This window comes from Microbacterium sp. BF1 (assembly GCF_019279095.1).
Taxonomy (GTDB): domain Bacteria; phylum Actinomycetota; class Actinomycetes; order Actinomycetales; family Microbacteriaceae; genus Microbacterium; species Microbacterium maritypicum.
Genome location: NZ_JAGYWT010000193.1, coordinates 1 through 4,435 on the forward strand (window position 1 = coordinate 1; position 4,435 = coordinate 4,435).

General features: G+C 67.9%; 5 protein-coding genes. 2 read left to right on the top strand and 3 right to left on the bottom strand.

Annotation, left to right across the window (positions count from 1 at the left end):
* A partial coding sequence (locus KZA10_RS08450; RefSeq protein WP_218682640.1) for a BON domain-containing protein occupies positions 1–442 on the top strand: 442 nt, incomplete at its 5' end.
* Here KZA10_RS08450 and KZA10_RS08455 read toward each other — a convergent pair.
* The 3 genes from KZA10_RS08455 to KZA10_RS08465 all read right to left on the bottom strand — a co-directional run bounded on the left by KZA10_RS08455 (position 436) and on the right by KZA10_RS08465 (position 2,689).
* Complete coding sequence (locus tag KZA10_RS08455) at positions 436–1,107, bottom strand: response regulator transcription factor (protein WP_218682641.1); 672 nt, start codon at positions 1,105–1,107, stop codon at positions 436–438. The genes KZA10_RS08450 and KZA10_RS08455 overlap by 7 nt on opposite strands.
* Positions 1,108–1,374: 267 nt before the next feature.
* On the bottom strand, positions 1,375–1,866 hold the full coding sequence (locus KZA10_RS08460; RefSeq protein WP_218682642.1) for a universal stress protein: 492 nt from the start codon (positions 1,864–1,866) through the stop codon (positions 1,375–1,377).
* A 64-nt stretch (positions 1,867–1,930) separates the two neighbouring features.
* On the bottom strand, positions 1,931–2,689 hold the full coding sequence (locus KZA10_RS08465; RefSeq protein WP_218682643.1) for a universal stress protein: 759 nt from the start codon (positions 2,687–2,689) through the stop codon (positions 1,931–1,933).
* A 126-nt stretch (positions 2,690–2,815) separates the two neighbouring features.
* On the opposite strand from KZA10_RS08465, the gene KZA10_RS08470 reads away from it, so the two are divergent.
* Positions 2,816–4,435, top strand: a 1,620-nt coding sequence (locus KZA10_RS08470) for a GAF domain-containing protein (RefSeq protein ID WP_218682644.1), incomplete at its 3' end; no start/stop codon positions are given.

Genomic DNA, 4,435 nt, shown 5'->3' on the forward strand with positions numbered 1-4,435 from the left:
GTCGCCGGACGAACACATGGCCGACACCGCCGTCGCGGAGGAGGTGGAGCACGCTCTTCGCGCTGCCGCTGACGTCCCTCCCGGCGTGAAGGCGGTGATCGAGGGCGGCGACGTCAGCCTCATGGGGGAGGTGGACCGGGACTACGAGCGGCGCGCTGCGAAGCGCGCGGTGCAGCATCTGAAAGGTGTGCGAACCGTGAACAGCATGATCACGCTCACCGCCCGGCCCTCGGCGGCGGATGCAGAGGAACGCATCCGCGGCGCGATCAGGCGCAACGCGCTCGTCGACGCGCACACGATCGAGGTCGCGGTCTCGGGCACCTCGGTCATGCTCACCGGCACCGTCCGATCATGGGCGGAGAAGAATCAGGCTGTGGAAGCGGCCTGGGCCTCTCCGCATGTGACCGAGGTCGACAACCGCATCGTCGTCCGCCCTTATTGATGAGGTGGCGCCGACGGCGCACCGGGAGAGCCGATTCCGGCCGTCCGCTCCGTTTCGAGCACGGCCGCCTGCGTCCGGCGCTCCAGCCCGAGCTTGCTGAGCACGGAGGAGACGTAGTTCTTCACCGTCTTCTCCGCGAGCCCGAGACGGTCGCCGATCTGAGCGTTGGTCAGCCCTTCGGCGATCAGCGCGAGCGTCTGCTTCTCGCGCAGGTTGAGCGATCCGTAACGAGGGTCCTCTGTGCGGGCGTCGCGCACGCGATGGGTGATGCGGCGCACCATCGAGGGATTCAGCAGCGACTCTCCGTCGGCCACGGCGCAGACGGCACGCACGAGTTCATCGGTGTGCAGACTCTTCAACAGGTAGCCGGAGGCATCGCCCATGACGGCGGCGACGAGCGCGTCGTCATCGTCGAATGCGGTCAGGATCAGGCATCGCACGCTCGGATGGGCTTGGCGGATGTGGCGGCACAGATCGATACCGCTGCCGTCAGGGAGATGCACGTCCAGGACGGCGACGTCCGGGAGCGTCTCGGCGATCCGGATGACCGCCTCGTTACAGGTCGATGCTTCCCCGACCACCGTCAGATCGGGGTGCGCGTCGAGGAGTCCGGCGATGCCGCGGCGCACGATCTCGTGATCGTCGACCAGGAACACTCGGTGCATTCGTCCCTTTCTTCGTTGTCGGGCGGTGGGGCGGCCATCAAGGCGGGTACGGACGTGCAGCTCACAGTACAGCTCGCGACTCGGACGGGAACAGGACTCGTCACGGGACCAAAGACCCACCGTGGGGCGGCCTTCGCGTCGTATCCTCGCCTTCTGGGAAAAAGAGGGGGGGAGTCGTCCGCATCGGGAGGGCCGCTCCGAGGAAAAGGGACAGGGGCCGCGCTCCAGGGGCAGTGCGGTTCCTCTCTCTTCTCTCTACCGTGACGATCAGCGCTTTCCAGGGGGAGTGGAGGCCCGAGGGGCTTCGGATGTGACAGCGGCCGGCATCGGTGTGTGGACGACGAGCACCGGACAGCGGGCGTGGGCCGCGCACGCCGCACTGACGGAGCCGAGGAGCAGCCCGGCGAATCCCCCATGTCCACGACTGCCGACGACGAGCATCGACGCCCGGTCGCTCTGTTCGATGAGCACCTCTGCGGCGCGGCCGGGAACGACCGACTGCGAGAAATGCTCCGGAGGCGATCCCTGGAGCGCTGCACGCACGGCATCGAGGAGGCACCGTTGCGCATCCATCTTGGGAGACCATTCGGTGCCGGGATCGAACGGATCGAGCATCACCGGATACGTCCAGGTGGTCACCGCCGCGAGTGGGACATCGAGTGCAGCGGCGATGCGCGCCGCGTACGACAACGCCTCCACGGAGGCGGCGGAGCCATCGACGCCGACGACGATGGGGAGCGGCTCGACGATGTCTGTCATCCGTCCAGGATTCACCCCGCGGGAGCGGCTCGCAGAGGCGAACGTCCCACGGTGTGGTCTCGGCTCATCCCGAGTGGTGGGCCCGATCGCCGGGCACGATGAGGACGGGTGCGTTGATGTTGACGAGGACGTCCTGGACGACAGGTCCGAGGGAATGCTCGCTGCGATGCGCGTGCCCTGCGCCGATGACGACGAGTGCGGCATTCCGGGAGGCGTCCAACAGCGCTTCCGCCGGCGGCCGCACGGTCTCGCGCGTTCGCAGCGTGGCCCGAGGGTGCAGCCGTTGGACGAGAGCGGCCGCCTGCTCCAGCGCGGATGCCGACGTCTCCACGGGCGCCGGAACGATCCCGGAGAACGAGGAATGCACGACTTGCAGCGGCTCCCCGCGCCGTGCGGCCTCGTCGGATGCCGCGCGGACGACGGGATCGAGCAGGTCATCGGCCTTCACCCCGGCGACGACCCCTGAGCGGAAGCGCAGATCGAGGTGCGGCACGACCACGACGGCGCAGCGCGCCACCGCTGCGATGCGCAGACTCATGGTGCCGAAGACACGGCTGTGGATGAACCCCGTCTTGCCGGTGCTGATCACAAGGGCGTCATCATCCTGGAGGAAGCGGGCGAGCTGCTCCGGCACGGGCCCCCTCGGGAGTACGACGTCCGTCGTCCTGCGCGGTTCGGGGTGCGCGAAATCCGCATCATCTCCGGTCGACACATGCACGCGGACGACTGGGACGCCGGCCGCGGCAGCATGCGACTCGGCCCACGCATGCGCCGTTTCCTCGCCACCGCGTCCCTTGAGCGCCAGGACATATCGTTCAGGCATTCGTGCGCTTCCTCTCTCGGTGGACTGCCATCGTCTGATGAGGGAGGTCGGGTCTGAAGAGTCGAAGGTCCCGCAGAGGCCTTTCGAGAGTAGTGTCGGCAATGACTGCCGCGGAAAGTGGGGGTGATGGACGACGAAGAGCTTCGGTTCCCCGACCAGTGCCGATCCGAGCTGGAGAGCACGATCGGCGAGCTGGTAGAACGAGCTCAGCACGTGCTCAGCGCCCAGGGCCGACTGCGCAGCCTGCTCCGTGCGAGCCAGATCGTCGTGAAGGACCTCGACCTCGAACAGGTTCTTCGCCACATCGCCGAGGCCGCCGTGACCCTGGTGGATGCGCAATACGGCGCGCTCGGTGTGATCGACCGCGAGGGGCGCCTGGAGCAGTTCATCCACGTCGGGATGCCGGATGACGTCGCTGATCGGATCGGTGATCTTCCGGAGGGGCATGGTGTGCTGGGGGCGGTCATCGAGAGCGCGCATCCGATCCGCCTGGTCGACCTCGGCGCCGATCCGCGATCGGTGGGGTTGCCCGCGCACCATCCGGTCATGCGCACGTTCCTCGGCGTTCCGATCCGGGTGCGCGGGGAGATTTACGGGAATCTGTATCTCACCAACCGCACGGGCGGCGAGTTCACCGACGAAGACGAAGAGCTGGTGCTCGCCCTCGCGACCACGGCCGCGATCGCGATAGACAATGCGCGTCGCTATGAGGAGTCCCAGCGCCTTCAACGCCTCAGCCACGCCCTCGCTGAGATCTCCGCGGCGTTGCTCTCGGCGGACGCGGGTGACGTCTTCGGCGTGGTGGCGGAGAAGGTTGCCTCCGTCATCGATGCCGACCTGGTGCTGATCGTTGCGCCGGGAGCCGAGGAGGGGCGCTACCACGTGGAGACAGCCCGAGGAGTCGGTGCCGATCGGCTCGAGGGCACGGAGGTTCCCGATGGCGATTCCCTGATCGCCCGGGCGATGAGCGGCGCAAGCGTCGTCTCCAACGCCGATCCTGCCGAGTCGCCCTCCTTCGAAGGGCGTCTCTCCGGAGGATCGACCATCGCCGTCCCCCTTCTCGTCGCGGGCACGCCCGCGGGTGCCCTGTGCGTGGTCCGCGACGCGAAGGAGAAGCACTTCTCGTCCGAGGATCTGTCGGTGCTCTCGGAGTTCGCCGCGCAAGCGGGCATCGCCGTCGCCCTCGCGCATGCCCGTGCTGACCGTCAGCGGCTGGATCTGATCGAGGATCGTGCCCGGATCGCACGAGACCTTCACGACAACGTCATACAGCGGCTGTTCGGGACAGGGCTCGGCCTGCAGGCGCTGGCAGCGACCACGCCTGATCGAGCCGAAGCAATCTCCGCGCACGCCGGAGAGATCGACGCGGCCATCTCCGACTTCCGCACGGCCATCTTCGCTCTTCAGACCACGGACCCCGAGTCGGTCCGTCATCGTCTCCTCGACGTGGTGGGCGAGTTCACCCCGAGTCTTCGCAGCGCTCCCCGCGTCTCGTTCTCCGGTCCCGTCGATCTCCTCGTCACCGGCGCGCTCGGTGAGGACATCGTCGCCGTGGTGCGCGAGTCGCTGAGCAACGTCGCCCGCCATGCGCGCGCCACGACGTCGGAGGTCATCGTCGCCGTCACGGCATCCCGTGTCACGGTCGTCGTCGACGACGACGGGATCGGTATGCCCGAGAACCCGGAGCGCGTCAGCGGGACGGCGAATCTGGAGATGCGCGCGCGAGCGCATGGCGGCACGTGCACG